This is a genomic window from Brevibacterium sp. 239c, assembly GCF_900169365.1.
GTDB lineage: Bacteria > Actinomycetota > Actinomycetes > Actinomycetales > Brevibacteriaceae > Brevibacterium.
In genome coordinates this window covers 18,531-42,379 of record NZ_FXZH01000027.1, presented here as the reverse complement: position 1 = coordinate 42,379, position 23,849 = coordinate 18,531, and the positions used below count along the sequence as shown (strand labels likewise).

The following is a 23,849-nucleotide window of genomic DNA, read 5'->3' as shown; positions in this document are numbered from 1 at the left end:
AGACGATGAAAGGGAATATATGCCCAGTGCATCCACGCCCACCAACTACTCTTCGACCACACTTGTGAAAGCCACCGCTTCAGTTCTGGTGTTGGGAGTAGCTGAGGACAAGGTCCTCGGCCTCGATACTGCGAAATCCGCACGCACCGCTCTCGAAGACGTGGTTCGCGCCATCGAATTCACCGGAAAGGCCGGAGCCACTGCACGTGTTGCAGCGCCCAAGGCCTTTTCCGCATCGAGCATCCTCCTGGTCGGCCTCGGCGCCTTCGACGCCACAGCTCGCGGCACCGACGCCGCAGCGAAGTCACACGAGGTGCTCCGCCGCGGTGCAGGCAATGCGCTGCGTGCCCTGGACGGTGTGGACTCGATCGCGGTGGGCCTGCCGGCACTCACCGCCGACGCTGTCGAAGCCATCACCATCGGTGCTGGACTCGGCGCCTACCGCTTCATCGACTACCGCAGCCAGGACGCAGACAAGGTTCCCGGCACCGTCACCATCCTCGGGCCCAAGAGCAAAGAGCACACGGCCGCGCACTCCAACGGTGCGATCATCGCCGCGGCGACGAACCGCGCCCGCGACCTCGTGAACACTCCTCCCCTCGACCTCTACCCCGAATCCTTCGCCCAGCGCGTCAAAGAACAGGGCAAGGACCGCAAGCTCAAAGTGAGCGTGCTCGGCGAGAAGGAACTGCAGGCCGGCGGATACGGAGGCATCATCGGCGTCGGACAGGGCTCGACCCGCGGACCGCGCCTGGTCAAGGTCGAATACTCCCCGAAAGGTGCCGAGCGCCACGTCAGCTTCGTCGGCAAGGGCATCACCTTCGACTCCGGCGGCATCTCCCTCAAACCCGCTGCGAGCATGGAGGACATGAAGTCCGATATGGCCGGTGCCGCTGCCGTCGTCCAGGCTCTGTTCGCGATCGCGGACCTGGGACTGCCTGTCAGGGCGACCGCCTGGTTGCCCTTGGCCGAAAACATGCCGGGATCATCGGCGACACGCCCCAGCGACGTTCTGCACATGCGCAGCGGCAAGACAGTGGAAGTCACCAACACCGACGCCGAGGGCCGGTTGGTCCTCGCCGACGCATTGGCAGACGCCGATGCAGAGAACCCTGATCTCCTCATCGATGTGGCAACACTCACAGGTGCGCAGGTCGTTGCACTGGGCACTCGGACCTCGGGAGTCATGGGTGCCGAAGAGGCACGCAATCTCATCACAACCTCGGCGACCCACGCCGGCGAGGAGATGTGGGCGATGCCCATCCCCGAAGAGATGCTCTCCGGCTTCGACTCCAACGCCGCGGACCTGAAGAACTCCGGACCCCGGCCCGGCGGCATGCTCGCAGCCAGCGCCTTCCTCCAGGAATTCGTCAGCGAGGGCACCAACTGGGCACACATCGACATCGCGGGACCGAGCTTCAACACCGGCTCCGCTTTCGGCTACACACCGGTCGCCGCCACGGGCGCGGCGGTCCGCACTCTCATCGAGGCAGCAAAGCAGGTGAACTGACAAAATAGTTTCTACACGCTGTCGATATGGACGTGATCATCCACACCTGTGTCCAAACAGACAGTTTGTGCTTTCGCCCTTGGCGAGAAAAGTGGAAAGATAGAAGGAAAGCTGCGTACGGCAGGCTTATTCACAGCTACGAGGAGTAATCCGTGAGTGACTCATTGACCTACGACCTTGTCGTTCTGGGCGGCGGAACCGGCGGCTACGCTGCCGCACTGCGCGCTGCAGAGCTCGACATGAAGGTTGCTTTGATCGAACGCGACAAGGTTGGCGGCACATGCTTGCACCGCGGTTGTGTTCCGACGAAGGCGCTTCTGCACGCTGCAGAGGTCGCCGAGACGGCAAAGGAATCGTCGAACTTCGGCATTGAGGTCGAATTCAAGGGAATCGACATCGAGAAAGTTCTCGACTACAAAGACAATGTCATTTCTCGCAATTACAAGGGCCTGCAGGGGCTGGTGAAGGCGCGTGGAATCGACACGTACTTCGGCACCGGCAAACTGACAGGTAAGGACACCGTCGAGGTTGACGGTGAAGACGGCAAGCACACCGTCACCGGCACCAACGTCCTCCTGTCCACCGGTTCGACGTCGAAGACCATCGGTCTCGACATCACTGAGCGTGTCATCACCAGCACCGAGGCTCTCGAGCTCGACAAGGTCCCCGGTTCGGCGATCGTTCTGGGCGGCGGCGTCATCGGCGTCGAGTTCGCCAGTGTGTGGTCGTCGTTCGGTGCCAAGGTCACCATCGTCGAAGGACTCAAGCACCTCGTTGCCAACGAGGACGAGACCATCTCGAAGAACCTCGAACGGGCCTTCAAGAAGCGCAAGATCGGCTTCAAGCTCGGCACCATGTTCAAGGGCGTCGAGGAGACTGCTGACGGAGTCAAGGTGACTCTCGAAGACGGTTCGGTCCTCGAGGCTGAGTACCTCCTCGTTGCCGTCGGCCGTGGCCCGGTCACCGAAGGCTTCGGCTTCGAAGACCAGGGCGTCCCGATGGACCGTGGTTTCGTCCTCGCCAACGAACGTCTCCACACCGGCGTCGGCAACATCTATGCGTGCGGCGATATCGTTCCCGGACTGCAGCTGGCTCACCGCGCCTTCGGCCAGGGAATCTTCATCGCCGAGGAGATCGCAGGGCTGAACCCGGTTCCTGTTCTGGAATCAGGCATCCCTCGCGTGACCTACTGCGAACCCGAGATCTTCTCGGTCGGACTCTCGTCCAAGCAGGCCGAAGAGCAGTATGGAGCCGACAGCGTCGAATCCATCGAATACAACCTGGGCGGAAACGGTAAGTCCGTGATTCTGAACACCAGCGGTCTGATCAAGGTCATCCGTGAGAAGGACGGACCTGTTGTCGGCGTCCACGGCATCGGCGCTCGACTGAGCGAGCAGGCCGGCGAAGCCCAACTGATCGTCAACTGGGAGGCATTCCCAGAGGAAGTTGCGCAACTCATTCACGCTCACCCGACACAGAATGAAGCACTCGGCGAGGCCCACCTGGCCCTCGCTGGCAAACCCCTGCACTTCCACTCTTAAGATCCGAGGAGACGAAAGACATGTCGAATTCCGTGCAGATGCCGGCTCTCGGTGAGTCGGTGACCGAAGGAACAGTCACCCGCTGGCTCAAAGAGGTCGGCGAAGAAATCGAAGTAGACGAGCCGTTGCTCGAGGTGTCGACTGACAAGGTCGACACAGAGATTCCCAGCCCCTACGCGGGTGTCCTGGAGAAGATCCTGGCTGACGAAGACGACGTCGTCGAAGTCGGCGGAGATCTGGCCTACATCGGCGACGGCAGCGGATCCGACTCCGCAGAGTCCGCCGACGCAGACGACTCCTCTGACGAGGACACCTCTGAACCAGCCGAAGAATCCGAGCCCGCAGCGGCCGAAGAGTCCGAGGAAGCGTCCTCGGACTCAGCCGACGAATCGGAAGCCGATGCTCCAGCCTCATCCGGTTCCGGAGGCGAAGGCACAGAGATCACAATGCCTGCCCTCGGTGAGTCCGTGACCGAAGGTACCGTGACTCGCTGGCTGAAGGACGTCGGCGAAGAGGTTGAGGTCGACGAACCACTTCTCGAGGTGTCCACCGACAAGGTCGACACCGAGGTGCCCTCCCCCGTGGCGGGAACCGTTCAGGCACACCTGGCAGAAGAGGACGAGACCGTTGAGGTCGGCGCGCCTCTGGCTCGCGTCGGTTCCGGATCGGACGAGGCAGAGTCTTCCGCTGCTGCAGTGGAAGCTCCCGCCGAGGAGCCTGCTGAAGAAGAGGAGCCTGCCAAGGAAGAGGAGCCGGCCAAGGAAGAGGCACCCGCTGTGGACAAGAAGTCTACAGCTGCCGAAGAAACACCGAAGCAGGAGACCCCTGCCCCGGCTGCGTCAGAGCCAGCCGAGAAGCAGTCAGGCTCGCAGGGTTCCGCACCCGCACCAGCGGCCGCTGACACGGTCGGTGAAAATGCCGCATATGTGACTCCACTCGTGCGCCGATTGGCACGCGACGAGGGCGTCGACCTGAGCTCGGTGACCGGAACCGGAGTGGGCGGACGCATCCGCAAGCAGGATGTCATGGCCGCAGCCGCCGACCGTTCTTCCACCTCGTCGGGATCTGCTGCTCCGGCAGCCGGCGGTGCGAAGGCACCGTTCAAGCTCGAGATTCCCGAAGAGGCTGCGAAGCTGCGCGGCACCACGGAGAAGGCTTCGCGCATCCGACAGACGATCGCCAAGAGGATGAGCGAGTCTCTCGACGTATCGGCTCAGCTGACTCAGGTCGTCGAGGTCGATATGACTCGTGTCGTGAAGCTGCGCAAGGCCAACAAGGACGCCTTCCAGTCCAAACACGGCTCGAAGCTGACCTACCTGCCGTTCTTCGGCAAGGCCGTCGTCGAAGCGCTCAAGCAGCACCCGAAGGTCAACGCACAGTACGATCTGGATTCCCAGGAGATCACGTACTTCGACCACGAGCATCTGGCGATCGCAGTGGACACCCCACGCGGACTCCTCGTGCCTGTGATCAAGGACGCCGGGGATCTGAGCATCGCCGGCATCTCGAAGGCCATCGACGATGTCGCGGATCGGACTCGCAACAACAAGATCATGCCTGATGAGCTCTCGGGCGGAACGTTCACCATCACCAACATCGGTTCGGTGGGTGCTCTGTTCGACACTCCGATCATCAATCAGCCGCAGATGGGCATTCTGGGCACCGGCACGATCGTGCGCCGCCCGATCGTCGTCAAGACCGAGGACGGCGAGGAATCGATCGCCATCCGTGACATGGTCTACCTGCCGCTGACCTACAACCACCAGTTGGTTGACGGCGCGGATGCAGGACGTTTCCTGCAGACGATCAAGGCCCGTCTCGAAGAAGGAAACTTCGAAGCGGATCTCGATCTCTGATTCGTTTCAGCTGAAAGGCCGGTCACTGATGTGGCCGGCCTTTCTCATCCCCTCAACGGTTGATCTGCGTGACAGCCAGAACTCTCCAGGCGCCATCATGGGGTGCCAGCTCGAACTCGACATGGGCGGGAGCGAACCCTGACTCGTCCCCCTCTGTCTTCACGCTCGTCGACATCTGGGCCTCAACGAGGATGTGGCGGTGTGTCTGCTCGCTGATCACCGGATCGTTCAATTCGATCGTGTAGTCATTTCCCACGAAGGTGTCTAGGTCGAGCAGTTCATCGGCTGCAGCGGCCGAAGAGTCTGGGACTGTCAATGCGGCCAGTGCCTGATCGTCGCCGGCGCTCAATGCCTCAGAACGCTTCCGGCAGAGATCATCCAACAGCGCAAAGATCTGGCTCTCCGACATCTCCTCGACATTGGCCTGGGAGTCGTCGCTGTTCCGGGAAGGAGTCTCGCTCGCGCTCGGACTCGCATCTTCTGCCGAACTCACCGAGGCAGTGCTGTTCCCCGAACTCCACGATCTGACCATCACAGCACCTCCGATGATCGTCATGATCACGGCAAGGAGAACCCAAGTACGGGGCCCAGTCGATCGCTTCCGGGGCCGCCGGCTGCGAAGCGGCAACCGACCCAGAAACCCCTCCCCACCCCCTGCCACCCACGAGGACAGTCGATTCCGCAGCGACGCAGTCCCCCGGTTTCGACGAGGTACCTGACGGCGTCTGCCGCGTTGCCGGCTGACGCCACCGTCTCGACTGGCGGCCCGTAGGCGGGCTGCTGCACCGGTGCTCTCAGCAGGCCGGGCAGCCTCTGCCGGCTCGGGAGATCCTGCGACGATGGATGGCTTGACAGCTCGCAGCCGAGCCGTCAGGGCCTGCCCCGGGTCGAGATCGCGTTCGGCGGGCAGGAGCGGGAGGGCACTTGGCGTCCCGCTTCGACGCAAGGTCGCGCTCACCTCGGCGAGGGTGTCGTGGAGACTGGAAGGTGGTGTCGAATCATCCAGCAGCTGTTCTACAAGTGTCTGCAACGGCTGCGAGCACCCGGGAAGTGCGATTCGCACGGGCAAGGGACTCTGTGCCCAGGGGCGGCCATGCGCGGCGTGATAGATCATCTCTCCGATCGCGAATCGAGCCGAGGCAGGCGACGTCCGGCTGATACCGGGAATGATCCGCGGACGTCCTTCGGCATCGAGTCCGATGCTTTCAAGGCAGAGCCGTGATTGCGCATCGGTGCTCCCCCACAGTTCCTCGACGATGCCGAGGAAGAGGGTGCACAATTCCCCTTCCACCAGTCCCTGGTAGGAACGGACAGCGTCGAGGACGAGACCGCCGGCGAGTGGTTCGACGAGAAGCAGAGATGTGGAGCCGGACGGCAGATCCACGTCGGCAACTCCAAGTGCTTCCGGGTGATCTGTATCGAAGCCCTGGTGGTCGACTCCCCAGATCGTCTGGCCCTGATCGTTCACGAGTCGGTGAATGTCATCAGAGACCGGTGCTTGGAGTTCCCACGTCATTGTTCGTCATCTCCGTCGGTGGATCCTTTAACCGCATAGGTGCTGTTTAGGGAGTCTTGCTCTGGTTTAATAGTGTTTGATGGTGGATCATAAGTCAAGAGTCGGGCGGTACTCGAAGGTGTCGAGGCTCATCTTCGATGAAATTGAACCCCTGCTACAAGAGACATAGTCTTGTGCCATGCCTCTGGTCACAGAAACGCTGGGTTTCGCACCCGTATATTCGGATTACCTGCGAACCTGGGACTTGCAGAAGAAATATCACGAAGAAGTGCTCGCTGAGGATCGTGACTCAACGATTCTCCTGCTCGAACACCCGCCGGTCTACACTGCCGGCAAACGCACGGAAGACCATGAGCGGCCCACCGATGGCACCGAAGTCGTCGACGTCGATCGTGGCGGGAAGATCACTTGGCATGGCCCTGGGCAGCTGGTGGCCTACCTCGTGTACAAGCTCAATGACACCAAAGAGGTCAAGCTCTTCGTCTCGCAGCTCGAGGACTCCATGATCGAGCTCCTCGCCGAGTACGACATCGCAGCCACCACCATCGAGGGACGCGCAGGTGTCTGGATACTCGGTGACGGCACCCGCCGCGACCGGAAAATCGGCGCGATCGGCATCCGCATCCACGAAGGTGTGACCATGCACGGTCTGGCCCTGAACTGCAGCAACGACCTCGGCGCCTACGAATCGATCATCGCCTGCGGGATCACGGACGCCGACACAACGACCATGAGTGCCGAACTCGGCCGCAGCGTGACTCCTGAAGATGTCGCTGCCCGCCTTGACGAGATCCTGCACAACCACATCACAGCCTAGGAGAATTGACGTGACGATAGCGCCAGAAGGCCGCCGCATGCTCCGTGTCGAGGCACGGAACTCAGAAACGCCGATCGAGGACAAGCCTGCTTGGATCAAAGCAAAAGCCCATATCGGCCCCGAATACACTTCCCTGAAGTCACTGGTGCGTAAGCAGGAGCTGCACACGGTCTGCGAGGAAGCCGGCTGCCCCAATATCTTCGAATGCTGGGAAGACCGCGAAGCGACCTTCCTCATCGGCGGCGAACAGTGCACGAGGCGCTGTGACTTCTGCCAGATCGACACCGGAAAGCCTGCCGACTTCGATGCCGATGAACCTCGCCGTGTGGCCGACTCTGTGCAGGACATGGGGTTGCGCTACTCGACTATCACCGGTGTGGCCCGCGACGATCTCGACGACGGCGGTGCCTGGCTCTACGCAGAGACCGTGCGTCAGATCCACAATCTCGACTACTCAGATGGCAGCGGTACGGGTGTAGAACTCCTCATCCCCGACTTCAATGCAGAGCCGGATCAGCTGGCCGAGGTCTTCTCCTCGCGTCCGGAGGTGCTGGCTCACAACGTTGAGACGGTTCCCCGCATCTTCAAGCGCATCCGTCCCGCCTTCCGCTACGAACGTTCTCTGTCCGTGATCACCCAGGCGCGCGACGCGGGCCTCATCACGAAGTCGAATCTGATGCTGGGCATGGGTGAGACCAACGACGAGATCATCGCAACACTGCGCGATCTCCACGAAGCAGGTTGCGATCTCATCACGATCAATCAGTACCTGAGGCCCTCACCGCGGCACCACCCCGTGACTCGGTGGGTCAAACCGGCCGACTTCGTGATGCTGCGTGACGCAGCGGAGGACATCGGCTTCTCGGGCGTCATGTCCGGTCCCCTGGTCCGTTCTTCCTACCGTGCCGGTCGCCTGTGGGCGACGGCCATGCGCCATCGAGGCGAGCAGATACCCACTCATCTCTCCCACCTTGACAAGCACACCCCCGCCAAGCAGGAGGCTCAGGCCGTTGTGGATACATTCGGCCCGGGCGAAGAGGTAGACTTGACTGCTGAGCAATGAGAGCGTTCGGGGCCCGGCCTCGACGTCGATACGTCATTCAAGAGCAAGTGAGAGCATGAGCGAAGAACCGCGCAAGGGACTTTTCCGCCGGAAGCCCAAGGATCCGAACAAGAAGCCGGGCCGCCTGGCGCAGATGAAGCAGGTCTACGAACTGTCGGCCAAGCACAATAAGGCCACACCGTGGCTGTTAGCTGCCGCCATTCTCGGCTGCACGTTGCTGGGCCTGTTGGCCGGGCTTCTGTTCGGCGGCGCGGTCTTCACCACGATCCTCGGCTTCATGGTGGGTCTTCTGCTGGGCATGTTCATGCTCGGCAGATTCGCTGAGACGGCTGCCTTCGCACAGATGGAGGGACAGCCGGGAGCCTTCGGTGCCGTCCTCAACACCGCTCGCCGCGGCTACCTGATGGACGACAAGCCCATCGCCATCGACCCGAAGAGCCGCGACCTCGTCTTCCGCTCCACTGGTCGTGCCGGAGTCGTGCTCCTCAGCGAAGGTTCGAAGGGCCGCAGCGCGAAACTGCTGGCCAAGGAGAAGAAGCGCCATGAGCGCATCCTGCCCACCGTCCCGGTGCATACTTTCCAGGGCGGCAATGAGGAAGGCCAGCTGAAGATGAAACAGGTTGTTCCGGCAGTCCAGAAGCTTCCTCGCAAGCTCAACAAGACCGAAGTGCTGGCTGTACGTAATCGCCTTGCCGCTCTCGGCACCCAGGGCACCCGTCCCCCCATCCCGAAGGGCATCGATCCGAACAAGGCTCGCCCGAACCACAAAGCGATGCGCGGACGCTGATCGAAAAGTACCGCGTTGAGCTGGTCATACATAGAAGTGGGGCACCGACTCAAACGAGTCGGTGCCCCACTTCTATGTATCGGAACCGCCTGAACTGCGCTCAAGCGGGTCGTGGCCTCAGCGCTTGAGGATGAACGTCCCGGCAGCCAGATCGTGGAGACCACGATTGTCTCGGTTGAAGATCAGTGCGGGAATGACGAGAACGACGAGCACAGTACGGATGAGCGTCTTGACGAAGCCGGGCACATGACCGTCCAGGCGACGGACCTCGATGCCGAAGATCCTGTGGCCCACCGTGTATCCAAGAGTCGAGACGAGCAGGAAATGCTCAAGTGCGAAGAGGCCCGGAGCCAGGAATGGATTGGACGACCCGATGAGGTTCGCGATCGCCAAACACATGAACCAGTCGACTATAAGTCCCAAGAGCCTGCGCCAGGCGGGTGCCGCCGAATGCGATCCAGTCTCGGGCAGTCCCAGCCGTCTGCCTGGCCAATCGCCTTCTTCTCGCTCAATCTTGGGCCCCTCAAGCCAGGAGCCGAGGTCATCACGATTAATCACGGACCCAGTTTACCCAAGTCGAACCTGGACGAATCCTCAGGAAACATGCCCGAAACACGGACGACATCACCGCTTCACTCGCTTGCAACTAAGATTGGGAATGGTCAAGTCGAACGACCACCGTAAACTAACTAGGAGACTAAGTGTTCTCGTCTGCTGAAGAACTCGTCAACTACATCTCGGAGAACGACGTCAAATTCGTCGATGTTCGTTTCTGCGACCTCCCCGGTGTTGTCCAGCATTTCAACCTTCCTGCAGCCTCGTACGGCACAGAAGAGATCACCGAAGGTCTGCTCTTCGACGGTTCCTCTATCACGGGTTTCCAGGGCATTCACGAATCGGACATGAAACTGCTCGCAGATGTCTCATCGGCCTATATCGACCCCTTCCGTGAGGCCAAGACCCTGGTCATCACACACTCGATCGTCGATCCATTCACCGATGAGCCCTACTCTCGCGATCCCCGTCAGGTTGCGGCCAAGGCCGAGGCCTACCTCGAGAGCACCGGAATCGCCGACACTGTATTCTTCGGCGCTGAGGCAGAGTTCTACCTCTTCGACTCGATCCGCTACGAGAACACACCGGGCAGCAGCTTCTACAAGATCGACTCCGAAGAAGCCGCCTGGAATATGGGCGAAGACGAGCCGGGCGGAAACCTGGGTTATAAGACTCCCTTCAAGGGCGGTTACTTCCCCGTCTCACCACAGGACAAGTTCGCTGACATTCGCGACCACATGTCTCTGACGTTGGAGCAGATCGGCTTCGAGATGGAGCGCGCCCACCACGAGGTCGGCACTGCAGGCCAGCAGGAGATCAACTACAAGTTCAAGACCCTACAGCATGCAGGCGATCAGCTCCTCGACTTCAAGTACATCATCAAGAACAGTGCCTACGAACTGGGCAAGTCGGCCACCTTCATGCCCAAGCCGCTCTTCGATGACAACGGCTCAGGCATGCACTGCCACCAGTCCCTGTGGAAGAACGGCGAACCCCTCTTCTATGACGAGAACGGCTATGGAGGCCTCTCCGATCTGGCTCGTTGGTACATCGGCGGTCTCATCGAACATGCCGGCGCCGTTCTGGCGTTCACCAACCCGACGATCAACTCGTACCGCCGCCTCGTGCCCGGATACGAAGCTCCCGTCAATCTCGTCTACTCAGCACGCAACCGCTCGGCCGCGATCCGTATTCCGGTCACTGGCAGCTCACCGAAGGCCAAACGTCTTGAGTTCCGCGTGCCGGACCCGTCGACCAACCCGTACCTGGCCTTCTCCGCACAGCTGATGGCCGGACTCGACGGAATCCGCAACCGCATCGAGCCTCCGGAGCCTATCGACAAGGACCTCTACGAGCTCCCACCTGAGGAAGCCAAGGACATCAAACTTGTCCCAGGCTCTCTCGATGAGGCCCTCATCGAACTCGAGAAGGACCACGACTTCCTCACCGCCGGAGACGTCTTCACCTCCGACCTGATCGAGACGTGGATTCGGATCAAGCGCGAGAACGAGATCGAGGTGGCTCGTCTGCGTCCGACCCCGACGGAGTTCGAGCTCTACTACGCACTCTGATCCAGAGTCGTAGAGTTCGCTGGCTGCCGGCACAGAGCACGTAGGCCACAGCCCTAAGGAATACAGTGGGGGCGTCACGGGTTCACCCGTGGCGCCCCTTAACGCATCTGACCAGGTCAGCCTTCGCCGGTGACCACAACTGACACAGGGATGGACAATGACGCACTTCGATCTTCTTCTGATCGGTACAGGTTCGGGGAACATGTTTCTCGACGACCGATTCTCCGGCCTCAACGTTGCGATAGCCGAGGAATGGCATTTCGGCGGCACCTGCCTCAACGTGGGCTGCATACCGACGAAGATGTTCGTCTATCCAGCCACGATCGCCGAACAGGCCGCCGATTCGAAGCGCTATAACCTCTCGACTGATTTCCACAGCGTGAATTGGCCCGCGCTGCAGAAGCGGATCTTCGACCGTGTCGACGCTATCGAAGCCGGAGGTCGGGACTATCGCAGCGGCGACCGTCAACCGAATGTGAGCGTCGTGGCCGAACACGTTCATTTCACAGGACCGAAGACGGTGAGCACCGCCTCGGGTGAGGAGCTCACAGCCGATCGCATCGTCATCGCGGCCGGGGCCTCCCCCGTCATTCCCAAGGCGGAAGGCCTCGACCCGCAGCTGGTGGATACCGACGGCTATCCCGTCTACACATCGAACTCGATCATGCGCATTCCCCAGAGACCCGAACGTCTGGTCATCATCGGCTCAGGCATCATTGCCATGGAGTTCGCCCACGTCTTCGCCGGATTCGGGGCCGAGGTGAGCGTGATCGCACGCGGCCCTCGTCTGCTCGGCAACATCGATGAGGACGTCTCGGATGAGTTCACCGAACTCTTCGAACGCACCCACACCGTTCACCGCGGTGCCGAGGTGTCCTCCTACAGTTTCGACGACGGCCAGGTCAGCGTCACTCTGAAAGCCAGCGGCCGCCTCGGCGGGGTCGATCTGCCCTCTCGGATCGACGCGGATGCGGTCCTCATCGCCACCGGGCGCACACCGAACACCGCGAGCCTGAATGTGGGCGAAGCCGGATTTGATGTTCTTGATGGAGCTCGTCTCAGCGTTGACTCACGACAGCGCGTGCTTGCTCACGGCCAGCCGGTCCCAGGAGTCTTCGCACTCGGCGACATCAGCTCTCCTTATCAGCTCAAGCACGTCGCCAATCATGAGGCCGACGTCGTGGGCGACAACCTCGCGCTCGACGTGGCAGCCGGATCCCCTGGAGGCGCCACCGAGGCGGATCTGCGCGAGGTCAATCATCACGCCGTCCCTGGTGCCGTGTTCACCTCACCCCAGGTCGCCTACGTCGGCATCACGGAAGATGAAGCACGGCAGGCTGGTTACGACGTGAGTGTAAAGGTGCAGAAGTACTCCGACGTGGCCTACGGCTGGGCGATGGCCGATGACCCCGGGGTCGTGAAGCTCATCGCAGATAAGGCGACGCGCAAGATCCTGGGCGCACACATCGTCGGTCACGAGGCCTCGATGATCGTACAGCCTTTGATCCAGGCGATGGCGTTCGATCAGCCCGCAGACGAGATGGCCAAACGTCAGTATTGGATTCATCCGGCGCTGCCTGAAGTCGTTGAGAACGCACTCTTGGGCCTCGAGTTCAACGACGACTGAGGATAGTCCTCAGAACCCGTAGAAGTACTCTTCCATGATGTTCCTGGCATGGCGGGTGGTGCGCAGGTAGTCGTCTTCGAGTTCGTGTCCGCCACCCGCCGGATATCCGAGCAGTCGAGCCGTGGCCTCAAGCTCGAAGTGCTCCTCCGGCAGTGATTCCGCTGTCCTCCCCCGATACAGCATCACTGCCGAGCGGACATCGGTGGCCAGTTGCCATGCGGCCGCGAGCTCGTCGGCATCGTCTGTGGGGATGAGCCCCACTTCGGCTGCGACTTTCAGTGCTGACAGCGTCGAGGTCGTCTGCAGACCGGGAATCCGCTGGGCGTGTTGGAGCTGCATCAGCTGAACCGTCCACTCGACGTCGGAAAGGCTCCCCCGACCCAGCTTGAGGTGGCGCCGTTTGTCCGCATTGCGAGGCAGGCGTTCATCTTCCATCCGTGCTTTGAGCGTGCGGACTTGGGTCAGGGACTTCGTCGGCATCTCCGCTGGGTACCGCAGCGGATCGATGAGGTCGGTGAAGTCCTCGATGAGGCCGGAGTCACCGGCGACCGGACGGGCCCTCAGCAGTGCTTGTGCTTCCCAAGGCTGGGACCACTTCGCATAGTAGGCCCGGTAGGACGACAGTGCCCGGACCAGAGGCCCATTCTTACCCTCCGGTCGCAGATCGGCGTCGAGGTCGACGCCCTGGGCGCCGACGCTGGCCTTGAGCCGGCTGCCGAGGCCCAGTGCCAACTTGCTCACGTGCTTGCTCAGCTTGGCCTTCTCCTCGGCATCCAGATCCTCGCTGACAGAGCGATAGACGTAGGTTACGTCGGCATCGGAGAAGTAACCGATCTCGCTTCCACCCCAGCGCCCCATTGCGATGATCGCGAATTCGTAAGATGGAGTCTCGGGACCATCGAGGTCCAGACGGACGGCCTGCAGTGCGCTCCTGACGGTCAGATCCATCAGGGCGGAGAGGTCACCGGGGATCTCCGCCCGATCCCCGACATCCAGGACGTCGCGCAGAGCGATACGCAGAAGCTCACGGCTGTAGGTTTCGCGGATCGGTGTGATCGCTGCGCCCGCATGTCGTTTGAGGAGGCCCCCGACTTCGGCCTCCAGGGCCTTCGGATCGCGGGAAGTGAGGTTGTCGAAGTTGTCCAGCCAGGCCACCGCCGCGGGCTGGCGCAGAAGCAGTTCACTGGCATAGCCGGACAGTGAAAGGACCTCCGCCACGGACTTCGCGGCCAGACCGGAGTCACGCAGCATCTTCAGGAACCAGCCGGAGGACGACAGCGAGTCGGTGAGGCGGCGGAATGCAAGGAGCGCAGCATCGGGACTGACTCCGTCGGAGAACCAGTCCAGCAGTGCAGGCAGGACCTGCTTGATGACAAGGGCCGTGCGCGACATGCCGGAGGTCAGCGCCTTAATGTGGGTCAAAGCGCCCTGCGGATCACGGTAGCCGAAGGCTTGGAGGCGGTCCGCGGCAGCCTGCATGCTGCTGCCCCTGTTGTGCGCGTCGACGACGGCACCGTGGACACCGACTGCTGCGTCGAGGATGGGGCGATAGAAGATCTGATCATGCAGACGGGTGACCTGCTTGGCATAATCCTTGCGCGTGTCCTCCAGCCGGGCTCCGGTCCGCGAGCCCGAGGTGAAGACCGAACGGGAGAGGATGCGCAGCTTCTCATCGTCGTCGGGGATGAGCGCGTTGCGCAGCATCCGCGGAATCTGGACCCGATGCTCGACCACGCGCATGAACCGGTAGGCGGCGGAGAAGACTGCGGCATCCTCTTTTCCGATGTACCCATGCTCACCCAGCTCTTCCAGAGCCACAAGCGTGTTCGGGGTGCGGATCTCCTCGTCACTGCGACCGTGGACCAGCTGCAGCAGCTGGGCCGAGAATTCCACATCGCGCAGTCCTCCACGTCCCAGCTTGATCTGTCGGGGCGCCTCGGAGGCGGGAATGAGGTCCACGACGCGACGACGCATCGACCGGATGCCGTCGATGAACCCCTGCCTGCTGGCGGCCTCCCACACGAGCGGCAGAAGCGTCTCGACGAACTCCTCGCCCACCCCGACGTCACCGGCCACAGGCCGCGCCTTGAGAAGAGCCTGGAATTCCCAGTTCTTTGCGATGTCGGCGTAATAGCGGGTGAACTCTGACATGGTCCGCACCAGTGCTCCGGCCTTGCCCTCGGGGCGCAATGCCGTGTCGACCTCCCACAGGGCAGGCTCTGCACCGGCATCGGAGAGGATGCCGCGCATCCGTTGGGCGATCTCCGTGGCCAGATCACGCTGTTCATCACTCGTCGCTGAATCGAGCACGAAGACCACATCCACGTCGGAGACGTAGTTGAGCTCACGGGCTCCGGTCTTGCCCAAGGCGATCACAGCGATGCGAACAGTGCCCTTTGGATCGAGTTCAGCCCTGGCAATCGCCAGAGCAGCATCCATGGCGGCTGCGGCCAGGTCGGAGAGCACAGCCATCACATGATCGACGATCTCCTCGGGCGCCTCGGAGACGAGATCATCGGCAACCAACCGCAGCTGTGCATTGCGATAGGTGCGGCGCAGGTCCTTGATCGCCTCCTCGCCGAGGTGATCTGCCGCGGGTGCCGGAGCATCCGGATCGGCTCCGACACTGTCGAGCAGATCCTTGCGCAGCGATACCGCCGAAGCTGCCGGGGTGGAGACCATGAGGAACGGAGACTTCTCGACCAGCTGAGGCAGAGACTCCGGATGCCGCACGAGGTGATCGACCATGGCCTCGGAGGTGCCCATGACTGCGAGCACACGCCGCAGCAGCGGACGGTCGATCTCGTCCTCGGCGAGATCCACACTGGTGTCCGAGCGGATGGCGTCAAGGAACTGCGGTGCCGACTCGGCTGCAGCCTCCAGAACCCGAAGCAGACCCAGTGCCGCTGCATGCGGATCCGGAGTCGCTTCCAGGAGATCGATGAAACGCGAATCGGTGGCCAGAGGCTGACCGAGGAGTCCATTGATCTCGTCGAGGAAGCGGGCGGCTGACTCGGAGACGATCGAGGTACGCGAAGTGATCCGGGCCATGAGACTACATCGAGGTGAAGTGTTTGCTGAGTTCGAACGGAGTCACCTGCGCGCGGTAGTCGTTCCATTCCTGGCGTTTGTTGCGCAGGAAGAAGTCGAAGACCTCTTCGCCCAGTGTCTCCGCGACCAGATCGGACTGCTCCATGATCTCCAGCGCGTGGGACAGGCTCGTCGGCAGTGCCTGAATCCCCATGGCACGACGTTCCGTGTCCGAAAGCTCCCACACGTTGTCCTCTGCCTCTTCTGGCAGTTCGTAGTCTTCTTCGATGCCCTTCAGCCCGGCGGCGAGCAGGAGCGCATAGGACAGGTACGGGTTTGCAGACGAATCCAGCGCCCGATATTCGATGCGAGCCGAGGAGGACTTCCCGGAGTTGTACTGGGGCACCCTGACCAGGGCCGAACGGTTCCGATGTCCCCACGAGATGTAGGAAGGAGCTTCGTGACCGGTCCACAGTCGCTTGTACGAGTTCACATGCTGGTTCGTCACCGCAGTGATCTCAGCGGCATGGGTGAGGACTCCGGCGATGAACTGCTTGCCCGTCTTCGACAGCTGATACATGGCTCCGGGTTCGAAGAAGGCATTGTTCTCACCTTCGAAGAGTGAGACATGGGTGTGCATTCCGCTGCCCGGATGATCGTTGAGGGGTTTGGGCATGAACGATGCGTACACGCCCTGGGAGATCGCGACCTCTTTGATGACAGACCTGAAGGTCATGATGTTGTCGGCCATGGTCAGCGCATCGGCATAACGAAGGTCGATCTCATTCTGCCCAGGACCGGCCTCGTGGTGCGAGAATTCCACAGAGAGCCCCATGGCTTCGAGCATGGTGACGGCGGAGCGCCGGAAGTCGTTGGCAGTGCCGCCGTTGACATGGTCGAAATAGCCGGCCGTATCAACGGGAATGGGGGTGGTCCCCTCAAAGATGCCGGTGCCGGGATCGAGGTTGTCCGTCTTGAACAGATAGAACTCGATCTCCGGGTGGACATAGAACGAGAAGCCCTTCTCCGCAGCCTTCGCCAACGTCCGTTTGAGAACATAGCGCGGATCGGCCTGAGCCGGTTCTCCTCCGGGCACATGGATGTCGCAGAACATCCTCCCGGTGGGTTCCTTCTCACCACGCCACGGCAGAAGCGAGAAGGTCGATGGATCGGGCTTGAGCACCATATCGGCTTCATAGACACGTGAAAGTCCCTCGACGGCTGAACCGTCGAATCCGATGCCCTCGGAGAAGGCACCTTCAAGCTCCGCCGGAACGACTGCGACCGATTTCAGTCCACCGAGGACATCGGTGAACCAGAGTCGGATGAAGCGGACTTCACGATCTTCAACGGTGCGAAGAACGAATTCTTCCTGACGCGACATTCCTCAGCCGTTCCACTTCTTCTCGTCTTCTTCCCACTCCTCATTGCGAGCCTGAGCCCGTTCGAGGGCGGCGCGAGCGACTTCTTCTGTCTCATAAGGGCCCATGCGGTGGTCCGCATCGCTGACCAGGCCGCGTTCGACCTCGTTGGTCTTGAGATTGAAGTAGTACTTCGAATCGGCGTCGTCGATATCTTTGAACAGTCCCATGTCGAGCCCTCCATCGCGGGTGTGGTGAATTCCTGACAGATTTCAGCTTACCGGTTCTCCTCGCTGCTGCCGGGACCCCGCCACGCGACTTCCCATCTGCAGGTCGGCAGCACTCTTCCTGCAGGCCCGGAGCGCATTGCCACGGGCCCGGAGCAGCATCCTGCAAAGCCGCCGGGGCGTTGAGCCAGACTCGACGCGTTTCAATTTTCGTCTGTTTCTGTGCCCGATGAGAACAAAAAATGGTTGTTTCGCATCTTCTGCCTCGATATTCCACCGAATCCGCAGAGATTTCCACGAATCCGGGTGATAAAGGTTTGCCCTCCAGACCTTCTACGGAATACAGTGAGATGTATCCTCGGCCACATATCGAACTCAGCCACAGGTCGATTCGGCTGGAACTGCCCATAGGGCAACATGAGAGAAGGAAAGCTATGCGCATTTCAGTGCCCACAGAGGTCAAGAACAACGAGTTCCGCGTCGCCATCACCGCTGCCGGTGTCCATGAGCTCGTCGCCCACGGACATGAAGTCACGGTTCAGGCAGGAGCCGGACTCGGATCATTCATCACAGACGATGAGTACACAGAAGCCGGCGCCAGGATCGCCCCGGACGCGGAATCCACCTGGACCGCCGGAGACATGGTCCTCAAAGTGAAAGAACCCATCGCCGAAGAATACGGATTCCTGCGCAAGGACCTCATCCTCTTCACCTACCTGCACCTTGCCGCCGATGAGGCGCTGACCCAGGCGCTGATGAACGCGGGCACCACTGCGATCGCCTACGAGACGGTTCAGCCCGACGGCGGCGGCCTGCCGCTGCTGGCACCGATGAGTGAGATCGCAGGTCGGCTGTCGACGCAGGTCGGTGCTCACAGCCTGCTCAAGGCCTCCGGTGGACGTGGCATTCTGCTCTCCGGCGTCCCCGGTGTCGAACGCGCCAATGTCGTCGTCATCGGTGCAGGTGTCGCCGGAACCAATGCTGCTCGGATGGCGCTGGGTCTGGGAGCCAACGTCGAAGTCATCGACATCAACATTCCTCGCCTGCGTCAGATCGACGAGACCTTCGCCGGTGCGATCGCCACGAAGGTCTCGAACAAGTACGAGATCACGAAATCGCTCGCCTCTGCCGACCTGGTCATCGGTTCGGTGCTCATCCCCGGCAAGAAGGCACCGAAGCTCGTCACCGACGAGATGGTTGCGGGTATGAAGCCAGGCTCGGTCCTCGTCGACATCGCCATCGACCAAGGCGGCTGCTTTGAGAACTCGCATGCCACGACTCATGATGATCCCACGTTCGAGGTGCACAACTCGATCTACTACTGTGTGGCGAACATGCCCGGAGCGGTGCCGAACACCGCCACGGCCGCCCTGACCAACGCGACTCTGCCCTTCGCGGTCAAGATCGCCAACCAGGGATGGCACTCGGCCCTGTCGAAGGACTCGGCGCTGGCTCGCGGACTCAATATCCACAACGGGCACGTCACCAACGACAACGTCGCCGAGGCCTTCGGTCTCGAGGCTGTCTCCGTCGAACACGCCCTGGCGAACTGACAGCTGAGCTGGGGGCAGACGCACGCACCCGGCTTGAGTGTCAAGAAGGCCGACATCATGCCATGATGTCGGCCTTCAGCGATATGTGGGTCCTGCTCAGGGGCTTCAGTGGCCCGAGTCAGTTCTGCGGCGGCATCGTCGTCGACCGGAAGTGTTCCTCGCACAGACGGCCGGCGGCCTGCGCGTCCTGCGCGGCGATCGCCTCGACGATGGCCGCGTGATCGGCCACCGCATGGTCGAACAGCGTGTGGGAGAACGGGTCGTGGCGGAAGCCCGCGTTGATCCTGGTGTCGATGTCGATGGCCATGCGAACGAGTTCTGGGTTATGTCCAGCTCGAGCGATGGCGAAGTGGAACTGGGCATCGGCTGTTCTGGCCACTCCGGCCTCGGCGCGTTCGGAGTATCTCTGTGCCAGCTCCCTGAGCCCTGTGAGCTCCTCGTCGGTGCGTCGCAGAGCCGCTGTCGCAGCGAGACTGTTCTGGAAGATCGCACGGGCATCCAGGAGATTGCGGCGTTCGGCATGGAACTCACCGATGCGATCGGCCATCGGTGCCAGAGTCGTCGGCTCCGCGTTGGCGACGAAAGTTCCGCCGCCGCGGCCCCGCCTGCGTTCGACGACACCGAGACGTTCGAGGCGCAGCAGCGCCGCGCGCACACTCGAGCGTGAGACCTGAAGATCAGCGGCAAGTGCCCGCTCGCCGGGCAGCAGCGTGCCTTCGGGAAGAGCACCTACGGCGATGCCGGAGAGGATGTGATCAGCGATCTGCTGTGGAGCGCTGGTCAGACTCACCACATCGCTGAGACCCGAAAACTCGTGGCCGGCAGAAGGGGCCTGATCGTTCATCACTCCTCCTCTTTCATCCCAGTCGCACACACGGGCGACATTTGTTTCCTCCACTCTAATATCCCCTCCCACAGGCCGCTCGTTTCGACAGGCACCGCGATTGTGGAATATCTGGGCTCAACCGCTCTAGAATCGAAGGCACCATGACTGAAACGCCTCGCCTACTCACGCCCGGAACCATCTCCCCCGAGCGCGGAGTCCCCCAGAACATCACCAGACCCGAATACGTCGGACGCGCAGATGCCGACGAAGGTCGGGGCAGCAACTTCTATTCCACTGAGGAGATAGAAAAGGTCCGCGCTGCGGGCACGATCGCGGCGAATGCTCTGGCCGCCGTCGGCGACATGATCGAACCAGGCGTGACCACCGATGCCATCGACCGTGTTGCCCACGAATACATGTGCGACCACGGCGCCTATCCTTCGACCCTGGGCTATCGCGGATTCCCGAAGTCTGTATGCACATCGCTCAACGAGGTGATCTGCCACGGCATCCCAGACTCGACCGTCATCGCCGACGGAGACATCGTCAACGTCGACATCACCGCATACATCGAAGGCATGCACGGCGACACGAACTACACCTTCTATGCCGGAGACGTCGATGAAGAATCGCGCCTCCTCGTGGAACGCACCTGGGACGCCACGATGCGTGGCATCAAGGCCGTCAAGCCGGGCCGCGAGATCAACGTCATCGGACGAGTCATCGAGAAGTACGCGAAGCGCTTCGACTACGGTGTCGTCCGCGACTACAGCGGACACGGGGTCGGCCGTGAGTTCCACTCCGGACTCATCGTCCCCCACTACGACGCCGCACCCGCCCACGCCGAGGTGATGGAACCGGGGATGATCTTCACCATCGAACCGATGCTCAACCTCGGAACCGTGGATTGGGACGTCTGGGACGATGCGTGGACTGTGGTGACCAAGGACCGGAAGCGCTCCGCACAGTTCGAACACACACTTGTCGTCACCGAGACCGGTGCCGATATCCTCACTCTCCCCGATGCCGATGCAGCCATCGCTGCGGGCCCCGCGACCCGACAGGATTGAGATGACGAACGATCAGCCAGGACGCTTCGCCATCGGAGTCGATGTCGGAGGAACAGGCATCAAAGCCGCACTCGTCGACACCGAGACCGGCGGCCTCGCCTTCAAGCGTGTACGGGTGCTCACCCCGAAGCCCAGTTCCCCGGTCGCTGTCGCCGAGGCGATCGCACAGCTCGTCGAGCTCCTTGTATCCACAGCACTCGAGCTGGGGGTCGTCGACGACCGTTCAGCTCTCGATGCTCTGCCGATCGGCTGCGGGTTTCCCGGCGTCGTCCGCGATGACCATGTGGAATACGCGGCGAATCTCGACCAGTCATGGATCGGGTCGAACATCACTGGAATCCTTGCCGAACATACCGGTCGGCGGTTCTTCATCATGAACGATGCTGACGCGGCAGGTTTGGCCGAGATGACCTTCGGTGCCGGCCGCAAACATCGTAAGAAGACGGTGCTGCTGACGACCTTGGGCACCGGCATCGGCACAGCACTCTTCACTCAGGGGCGTTTGGTGCCCTACACCGAGCTGGGTCACTTCGAGATGAACGGTCGCGATGCGGAGACCCAGGCGGCCGAATCGGTCAAGGTCCGTGAGGGGCTCAGCTACGAGGAGTGGGCGGGACGGCTGCAGCAGTACTATTCGCAGGTCGAACTGCTGGTGGCACCCGACGTGATCCTCATCGGCGGTGGCATCTCGAAATCGCATGCACAGTTCCTGCACCTGATCAGCACCCGGGCGGAGCTGCGGCCGGCGACGCTGTTCAACAATGCCGGCATCGTCGGTGCTGCGATTCTGGCTGCCAACAACGGCAAGGCCAAGGTGAAGAAGGGCACCGCCTAGCTCGGACGCGGCGCCGGTCTGGCAGTGTAGGTGAGGACAGGCCACCGATACGCCGGGTTCTGTCATCGAGTCGGTTACCCTTCTCGACGGACGGTCATCTATCTGGGACCGATGTTGCCACCGGCCTCAAGCAATCCACCCGACGACTCGGCGAGCAGCCTCGAACGTCGCCTGTCTGATCTTGCTCCGGATGGGGTTTACCCAGCGGCGCCGGTCACCCGGCACCCTGGTGGTCTCTTACACCACCGTTTCACCCTTACCCAGTCGAAACTGGGCGGTCTGCTTTCTGTTGCACTGGCCCGCGGGTTACCCCGGGTGGGTGTTACCCACCATCCTTGCTCTGTGGAGCCCGGACGTTCCTCAGCTCTCGTGAGAGAGCCGCGACCGTCTGGTGACCTGTCCTCGAGTACAGCAGTCTACCCTCATCGGCCACAGTGATCGGGCCGCTTCCAGCACGCAGGAGCCAGGCGTGATGAAACTAACGTGGACAGAGAATCAGCGATTCGCCGTTGGGACCTACGATGGTGACGTGAAGATCCTATTGCCGCCCTCAGAAGGTAAGACTCCCGCGAACTCGGGTCCCCCACTCGACCTCCCAGGGCTCTCTGCACCGGATCTCACCCCACAGCGGAAGAAGGTCCTCGCTGCCCTGCAGAAGGTATCCAAACGTAAAGACGCACTCACTCAGCTAGGGGTGGGAGCTTCGCTAGCGGCCGACGTCGAACGCAATGTCGGCCTCGACACGCTCCCCTGCGCCCCGGCCCTTCTGACCTATTCCGGTGTTCTCTATGAAGCGATGGGTGCCCCGGATCTCGTCGCCGATGCTATGGCCGATGAGACTCTGGCCCAGCGCCTGCGAAATGTGCACGTGTTCTCGGCGCTCTTCGGCCAGGTCAACGGCCTCGATCCGATACCCGCCTATCGGCTGGCGATGAAGACCGACCTCGGCACCCTCGGCAAGCTGTCGTCCTGGTGGAAGCCGGTCTTGGCCGAATCACTCATGGTCGACCCCGCCGAGGTGATCCTCGACTGCCGATCCAGTGACTACCGGGGCGCATGGCCGGGACCTCACGAGCAGGTCATCACACTGGGAGCCGTCAAGGTCATCGGTGCCAAGCGCAGCGTTGTCTCCCATTGGGCAAAGTACTATCGCGGCGAACTCGTCGGCCGACTGCTCGCAGACGACCGTGAGCTGCCGGCGAACTCTGAGGATCTGGTTTCACGGGCAGAAGAGTCCTATGAGGTCGAATTCACCCCACATGCCAAGAACCGGCCGGCGGCGCTGAGCATCATCCTGCGCGACTGAGTCCCTCTCGCTCCCGCTCATGGAGCCGGGCTCAGCCCTTACGCAGCAGAACCGACTCGCACTCTTCACACTCATAAGTCTGGTTCGGGTCCTCGAGCAGCATGCTCTTCCACGCCATGCCGCTGATCTCCTGACCACAGGCCCGGCAGTTCGGGCCATTCAGGATCGCGGCTCCAGGACCGCCCTGGGCGACATTCTGCTCGAACTGGCGAATCAACGCCTCAGGCAGGTCGGCCTTCAGCTTCTGCGCCGAGGCACTGTTGGCCTCAAGCTCGGCAGCCGACTCCGCTTTACGGTCCTTGATTGCCGTCTGCGTGGCACGGCCAGATGCGATCACCTCGGCGAGGGAGGCCTCGACTTCGGTGAGCGCAGCCTCAGCGGATTCGAGTTCCTCCATGGTACCGAGCTCAGCCTCTTCAAGCTCAGCAACGCGTTCCTCATGACCTGCGATCTCGCCCTGCAGATTGACGAGATCACGACTGGTCAGACCGGTGCCATCATTGAGCTCGACGGTCTTCTTCTTGATCTGGCCGTTCTGGGCCTCGATGGCACCGGCGTGCTCGGCAACCTCGGCGCGGTACTTCTCAACCACCTCGGCGGCCTCGGTCTTCTTAGTCTCGAGCTCCTTGTGCGAGGACACGAGATCATTCAATGCCGAGGCTTGAGTGGGGTTGTCGTGTTCGTGCCGCAGGGCGCGACCGTGGGCGGCAAGTTCGATGAGTGATTCGAGTTCTGTGCGTTGTTCGGCAGTGATCAGCATTGGGGGTTCCTTGTCATCGAAGCATCGGGGGTCGTGGG

At 61.6% G+C, this 23,849-nt stretch carries 19 protein-coding genes and 1 other RNA gene; 12 read left to right on the top strand and 8 right to left on the bottom strand.

Annotated elements, in window-relative coordinates; all coding sequences use genetic code 11:
* The first annotated feature begins 19 nt into the window (after positions 1 to 19).
* The 3 genes from BSP239C_RS18550 to sucB all read left to right on the top strand — a co-directional run bounded on the left by BSP239C_RS18550 (position 20) and on the right by sucB (position 4,907).
* A complete protein-coding gene (locus tag BSP239C_RS18550) occupies positions 20 to 1,510 on the top strand; it encodes a leucyl aminopeptidase (protein ID WP_101574828.1) in 1,491 nt (496 codons plus the stop codon).
* Positions 1,511 to 1,662: 152 nt separating this feature from the next.
* The gene (gene lpdA, locus BSP239C_RS18545; protein ID WP_101574827.1) at positions 1,663 to 3,051 is read left to right on the top strand and encodes a dihydrolipoyl dehydrogenase; all 1,389 of its coding nucleotides are present in this window, start codon (positions 1,663 to 1,665) and stop codon (positions 3,049 to 3,051) included.
* Positions 3,052 to 3,071: 20 nt separating this feature from the next.
* The gene (sucB, locus tag BSP239C_RS18540; RefSeq protein WP_101574826.1) at positions 3,072 to 4,907 is read left to right on the top strand and encodes a 2-oxoglutarate dehydrogenase, E2 component, dihydrolipoamide succinyltransferase; all 1,836 of its coding nucleotides are present in this window, start codon (positions 3,072 to 3,074) and stop codon (positions 4,905 to 4,907) included.
* 52 nt (positions 4,908 to 4,959) lie between these two features.
* On the opposite strand, the gene BSP239C_RS18535 is transcribed toward sucB, so the two are convergent.
* Entirely contained in the window at positions 4,960 to 6,423 is a 1,464-nt protein-coding gene (locus BSP239C_RS18535; RefSeq protein WP_101574825.1) for a hypothetical protein, read from the bottom strand.
* Positions 6,424 to 6,601: 178 nt separating this feature from the next.
* On the opposite strand from BSP239C_RS18535, the gene lipB reads away from it, so the two are divergent.
* Genes lipB through BSP239C_RS18520 form a run of 3 tightly spaced genes read left to right on the top strand, consistent with a single transcriptional unit; the run spans position 6,602 to position 9,090 of the window.
* The gene (gene lipB, locus BSP239C_RS18530) at positions 6,602 to 7,240 is read left to right on the top strand and encodes a lipoyl(octanoyl) transferase LipB (protein ID WP_101574824.1); all 639 of its coding nucleotides are present in this window, start codon (positions 6,602 to 6,604) and stop codon (positions 7,238 to 7,240) included.
* Between the two features lie 10 nt (positions 7,241 to 7,250).
* A complete protein-coding gene (gene lipA / locus BSP239C_RS18525) occupies positions 7,251 to 8,303 on the top strand; it encodes a lipoyl synthase (protein ID WP_101574823.1) in 1,053 nt (350 codons plus the stop codon).
* 55 nt (positions 8,304 to 8,358) lie between these two features.
* Positions 8,359 to 9,090: a DUF4191 domain-containing protein gene (locus BSP239C_RS18520; RefSeq protein WP_101574822.1), complete on the top strand. Its 732-nt coding sequence runs from the start codon at positions 8,359 to 8,361 to the stop codon at positions 9,088 to 9,090.
* A gap of 117 nt (positions 9,091 to 9,207) precedes the next feature.
* Here the strand turns inward: BSP239C_RS18520 and BSP239C_RS18515 are convergent, their stop codons facing one another.
* The gene (locus BSP239C_RS18515) at positions 9,208 to 9,648 is read right to left on the bottom strand and encodes an RDD family protein (RefSeq protein ID WP_101574821.1); all 441 of its coding nucleotides are present in this window, start codon (positions 9,646 to 9,648) and stop codon (positions 9,208 to 9,210) included.
* Positions 9,649 to 9,791: 143 nt separating this feature from the next.
* Here BSP239C_RS18515 and glnA (BSP239C_RS18510) point away from each other — a divergent pair, with 143 nt between their 5' ends.
* Positions 9,792 to 11,216 carry a type I glutamate--ammonia ligase gene (glnA, locus tag BSP239C_RS18510; protein WP_101574820.1) on the top strand — a complete coding sequence of 475 codons (1,425 nt, stop codon included), beginning with the start codon at positions 9,792 to 9,794 and terminating at the stop codon, positions 11,214 to 11,216.
* Positions 11,217 to 11,373: 157 nt separating this feature from the next.
* Complete coding sequence (locus BSP239C_RS18505; protein ID WP_101574819.1) at positions 11,374 to 12,843, top strand: mycothione reductase; 1,470 nt, start codon at positions 11,374 to 11,376, stop codon at positions 12,841 to 12,843.
* Between the two features lie 9 nt (positions 12,844 to 12,852).
* Here BSP239C_RS18505 and BSP239C_RS18500 read toward each other — a convergent pair whose 3' ends face one another.
* Genes BSP239C_RS18500 through BSP239C_RS18490 form a run of 3 tightly spaced genes read right to left on the bottom strand, consistent with a single transcriptional unit; the run spans position 12,853 to position 17,464 of the window.
* On the bottom strand, positions 12,853 to 15,894 hold the full coding sequence (locus BSP239C_RS18500) for a bifunctional [glutamine synthetase] adenylyltransferase/[glutamine synthetase]-adenylyl-L-tyrosine phosphorylase (RefSeq protein ID WP_101574818.1): 3,042 nt from the start codon (positions 15,892 to 15,894) through the stop codon (positions 12,853 to 12,855).
* Positions 15,895 to 15,898: 4 nt separating this feature from the next.
* Entirely contained in the window at positions 15,899 to 17,257 is a 1,359-nt protein-coding gene (glnA, locus tag BSP239C_RS18495) for a type I glutamate--ammonia ligase (RefSeq protein WP_101574817.1), read from the bottom strand.
* A 3-nt stretch (positions 17,258 to 17,260) separates the two neighbouring features.
* Positions 17,261 to 17,464, bottom strand: a complete 204-nt coding sequence (locus BSP239C_RS18490) for a hypothetical protein (protein ID WP_096160701.1) — start codon at positions 17,462 to 17,464, stop codon at positions 17,261 to 17,263.
* Between the two features lie 431 nt (positions 17,465 to 17,895).
* On the opposite strand from BSP239C_RS18490, the gene ald reads away from it, so the two are divergent.
* The gene (ald, locus tag BSP239C_RS18485) at positions 17,896 to 19,014 is read left to right on the top strand and encodes an alanine dehydrogenase (RefSeq protein WP_101574816.1); all 1,119 of its coding nucleotides are present in this window, start codon (positions 17,896 to 17,898) and stop codon (positions 19,012 to 19,014) included.
* 118 nt (positions 19,015 to 19,132) lie between these two features.
* Here the strand turns inward: ald and BSP239C_RS18480 are convergent, their stop codons facing one another.
* Entirely contained in the window at positions 19,133 to 19,858 is a 726-nt protein-coding gene (locus tag BSP239C_RS18480) for a FadR/GntR family transcriptional regulator (RefSeq protein WP_101574815.1), read from the bottom strand.
* Positions 19,859 to 20,001: 143 nt separating this feature from the next.
* On the opposite strand from BSP239C_RS18480, the gene map reads away from it, so the two are divergent.
* Together map and ppgK are read left to right on the top strand one after the other, a co-directional pair.
* Positions 20,002 to 20,910: a type I methionyl aminopeptidase gene (gene map, locus BSP239C_RS18475; protein WP_101574814.1), complete on the top strand. Its 909-nt coding sequence runs from the start codon at positions 20,002 to 20,004 to the stop codon at positions 20,908 to 20,910.
* Between the two features lies 1 nt (position 20,911).
* Positions 20,912 to 21,745, top strand: a complete 834-nt coding sequence (ppgK, locus tag BSP239C_RS18470; RefSeq protein ID WP_101574813.1) for a polyphosphate--glucose phosphotransferase — start codon at positions 20,912 to 20,914, stop codon at positions 21,743 to 21,745.
* Between the two features lie 32 nt (positions 21,746 to 21,777).
* Here ppgK and rnpB read toward each other — a convergent pair.
* Positions 21,778 to 22,145: RNase P RNA component class A (gene rnpB, locus BSP239C_RS18465), an RNA gene on the bottom strand.
* Positions 22,146 to 22,217: 72 nt separating this feature from the next.
* Between rnpB and BSP239C_RS18460 the strand changes: the two genes are divergently transcribed.
* Positions 22,218 to 23,051: a YaaA family protein gene (locus tag BSP239C_RS18460; RefSeq protein ID WP_101574812.1), complete on the top strand. Its 834-nt coding sequence runs from the start codon at positions 22,218 to 22,220 to the stop codon at positions 23,049 to 23,051.
* Positions 23,052 to 23,082: 31 nt separating this feature from the next.
* Here the strand turns inward: BSP239C_RS18460 and BSP239C_RS18455 are convergent, their stop codons facing one another.
* Positions 23,083 to 23,811 (bottom strand): zinc ribbon domain-containing protein, encoded by a 729-nt coding sequence (locus BSP239C_RS18455; RefSeq protein ID WP_101574811.1) that lies wholly within the window; start codon positions 23,809 to 23,811, stop codon positions 23,083 to 23,085.
* Between the last annotated feature and the right edge of the window lie 38 nt (positions 23,812 to 23,849).

What these genes read in the sequence shown, in the direction of transcription:
- BSP239C_RS18550 (WP_101574828.1), top strand. Translation starts at nt 20, where the DNA reads ATGCCCAGTGCATCCACGCCCACCAACTACTCTTCGACCACACTTGTG.
- sucB (WP_101574826.1), top strand. Translation starts at nt 3,072, where the DNA reads ATGTCGAATTCCGTGCAGATGCCGGCTCTCGGTGAGTCGGTGACCGAA.
- BSP239C_RS18535 (WP_101574825.1), bottom strand. Translation starts at nt 6,423, where the DNA reads ATGACGTGGGAACTCCAAGCACCGGTCTCTGATGACATTCACCGACTC.
- lipB (WP_101574824.1), top strand. Translation starts at nt 6,602, where the DNA reads ATGCCTCTGGTCACAGAAACGCTGGGTTTCGCACCCGTATATTCGGAT.
- BSP239C_RS18520 (WP_101574822.1), top strand. Translation starts at nt 8,359, where the DNA reads ATGAGCGAAGAACCGCGCAAGGGACTTTTCCGCCGGAAGCCCAAGGAT.
- BSP239C_RS18505 (WP_101574819.1), top strand. Translation starts at nt 11,374, where the DNA reads ATGACGCACTTCGATCTTCTTCTGATCGGTACAGGTTCGGGGAACATG.
- BSP239C_RS18500 (WP_101574818.1), bottom strand. Translation starts at nt 15,894, where the DNA reads ATGGCCCGGATCACTTCGCGTACCTCGATCGTCTCCGAGTCAGCCGCC.
- glnA (WP_101574817.1), bottom strand. Translation starts at nt 17,257, where the DNA reads ATGTCGCGTCAGGAAGAATTCGTTCTTCGCACCGTTGAAGATCGTGAA.
- BSP239C_RS18490 (WP_096160701.1), bottom strand. Translation starts at nt 17,464, where the DNA reads ATGGGACTGTTCAAAGATATCGACGACGCCGATTCGAAGTACTACTTC.
- ald (WP_101574816.1), top strand. Translation starts at nt 17,896, where the DNA reads ATGCGCATTTCAGTGCCCACAGAGGTCAAGAACAACGAGTTCCGCGTC.
- BSP239C_RS18480 (WP_101574815.1), bottom strand. Translation starts at nt 19,858, where the DNA reads ATGAACGATCAGGCCCCTTCTGCCGGCCACGAGTTTTCGGGTCTCAGC.
- map (WP_101574814.1), top strand. Translation starts at nt 20,002, where the DNA reads ATGACTGAAACGCCTCGCCTACTCACGCCCGGAACCATCTCCCCCGAG.
- ppgK (WP_101574813.1), top strand. Translation starts at nt 20,912, where the DNA reads ATGACGAACGATCAGCCAGGACGCTTCGCCATCGGAGTCGATGTCGGA.
- BSP239C_RS18460 (WP_101574812.1), top strand. Translation starts at nt 22,218, where the DNA reads ATGAAACTAACGTGGACAGAGAATCAGCGATTCGCCGTTGGGACCTAC.
- BSP239C_RS18455 (WP_101574811.1), bottom strand. Translation starts at nt 23,811, where the DNA reads ATGCTGATCACTGCCGAACAACGCACAGAACTCGAATCACTCATCGAA.